Genomic DNA, 2,458 nt, shown 5'->3' on the forward strand with positions numbered 1-2,458 from the left:
TTTATGCACCTGTAGCTAAATCCTTTTTTTTACACGAAAATATTATAAAGTTTAAAAAGAACCAGCTACAACTGATTTAAATGATTTTGACCATGACGTTAATATATGCGATTAATCAGTTATCTCTCTATCTATTGCAATCAATGAACTTCCCCTTTATGCAAGCAATACCCCACTGAGGAAACAAACTTGGCAATCAACTTTTTGATAAGAATCTACACGCGCTGAGTCATTATCCCAACACTTATGAAAAAACTCAAATCTTGGATTAGGATTCAAAATCTTTCCCATCTTGAGCTTTTTCACTCTGGTCAAGCCTTTGACCAAGTGCTATTGCCTCACTTGACGATTTATCTGTTATCACTCACAGTTCATCGGCTGCTTGCCATTAAAATGTCTTGATGGCGGTTGCACATACTAAACGTAAAATTACTTTTTGTTTACTCAATGAATACAGAAATCCAATCTGAGTTTGATTTTTTTCGACAGTGGTATCCGCTTTCCCCTATCGAAGATATCAATCCAAACTGCCCCACCACAGTTGTTCTTCTGGGATTACGCTTAGTCATTTGGAAGCCTAAATTATCTAAAGCTTACCAAGTATTTTTAGATCAATGCCCTCATCGCCTTGCTCCCTTAAGTGAAGGGCGTGTTGATGAAAAAACGGGTAATTTGATGTGTAGTTATCATGGTTGGCAGTTTGATTCTCAAGGAGTTTGTACATATATTCCCCAAGCAGAAAATCCAGAAATTGTGACTAGGAATCAAAAAAACTTCTGTGCAGTTACATTCCCTGTTCGTCAGCAAAATGATTTACTTTGGGTTTGGGCAGATGCTAAATCAGCAGAACAGGCTGCAAATACGCCATTACCTCTGTCACCTCAAGTAGATGCTAGCAAAGGTTTTGTTTGGGATTCTTTTGTACGCGACTTGGAATATGATTGGCAAACTCTTGTTGAGAATGTGGCAGATCCAAGTCATGTTCCTTTTGCACATCATAAAGTGCAAGGTATTCGAGAGCAAGCAGTACCTATACCTATGAATATTGAGAAATCAACAGTAAATTTGATTGAAGCAGTTATTGAAAGAAGCTCAGGACGAACAACAATTACTTTTGAACCACCTTGCCGCTTAGAATATGCAATTAGTATTGGTTCTGGGAAGCAGTTAGGAATTGTTACTTACTGTATTCCAGTGTCTCCAGGTCGGTCAAGAATAGTGGCTCAATTTCCTATTAATTTTGCTAAAACAATTTATAGTCTATTACCTCGTTGGTTAGAACATATCATAATTCGTAATCCGCTTCTTGATGGAGATATGATTCTTCTACATCAGCAAGAGCGCTTTTTTCAACAAAAAAAGTTAGTTGAAAGCTGGAAAACTGCCTACAAGCTACCTACAAGTGCAGATCGTTTAGTCATTGAGTTCAGAAATTGGTTTGAAAAGTATTGTAATGGGGATTTACCTTGGAATGAAGTCGGAATTAATTTCTTACAAAACTCAAATATTAACGACAGTCGGACTGTACTGCTTGATCGCTACAAACAACATACTCAGCACTGTAGTAGCTGCCGAGGGGCGCTAAGGGTGATCCAGCGTTTGCAAGTGGTACTGTTGGCATACTCTGCTATTACTATTTCAGGAATTGCTATCCTCCCAGACACGTTTCGAGTCAAGCTTGGTTTAACGCTAATTATTACAGCACTATTAAGTTTGGCAGCTTACACTTGGCTCAAATTTTGGCTTGTTCCTAAATTTTACTTTGTAGACTATGTTCATGCTAAAAAATAACAGAACTAGACAACAATTACAAAATTATTAATTTTGTAAGTAGCTCAACATATAGCGCCAATTCCGCAGCACCTATCTTCACTAAATGCTGCGCCAGGGCTATCTCTGCCTTGGCGGAAGTTGTGGTCATTTCCCAGCCAACTCCAGGGTATTGGACTGATTTTCGTCAAAGTATTCTTTCATCAGTGCAAAATATAAAAAGCAATGAAAAACCCCAACCTGTTTAAAGGATGGGGGCATAAATAAAAACTCTATATTCCATGATGACACAATTCAATATTTGTTCAACTGCTGTCAGCCTGGAGGTGGAATAATGAACAAACCACTATCTAGACGCAAGAAAATTACCCCTGCGACATCTGAGGAACCAAAGCTAGCAACCGACTCTGCTCCCGAAAATACTTCTAGCGAAGACAACCCAGCCTCAGCAACGATTACGGTTACTGCTGTTGAAATAAGAGAGTTGACCGAAGAAGAACAAAGCTTACGCTTGCAATTGGAACGTCAGGTAGAAAGGGCATTTTTGTCAGCAGGTCAGGCGCTGATGGAGTTGAGGGACAGACGGCTGTACCGTTCCACGCACCAGACATTTGAGGAGTATTGCCGCGATCGCTTCAATTATAGTCGTGATGCGGCGTACTTGAAGATTTCAGCTACTGTCGTTTAT

2 protein-coding genes and 1 pseudogene are annotated in these 2,458 nt (G+C 39.4%); all 3 read left to right on the top strand.

All coding sequences use genetic code 11. The features are described from left to right. Positions 1-246: 246 nt before the first annotated feature. Complete coding sequence (locus ACWATR_RS39365; RefSeq protein WP_190971488.1) at positions 247-402, top strand: hypothetical protein; 156 nt, start codon at positions 247-249, stop codon at positions 400-402. A gap of 57 nt (positions 403-459) precedes the next feature. Continuing rightward, a complete protein-coding gene (locus tag ACWATR_RS39370; protein ID WP_460345640.1) occupies positions 460-1,791 on the top strand; it encodes an aromatic ring-hydroxylating dioxygenase subunit alpha in 1,332 nt (443 codons plus the stop codon). 313 nt (positions 1,792-2,104) lie between these two features. Continuing rightward, positions 2,105-2,458, top strand: a pseudogene (locus ACWATR_RS39375) (hypothetical protein); the annotation flags it as partial.

The sequence above is a fragment of the Nostoc sp. UIC 10890 genome (genome assembly GCF_054786515.1).

Excerpts from the sequence above, each read along its gene's own strand:
- ACWATR_RS39365 (WP_190971488.1), top strand. The coding sequence starts at position 247 with ATGAAAAAACTCAAATCTTGGATTAGGATTCAAAATCTTTCCCATCTT.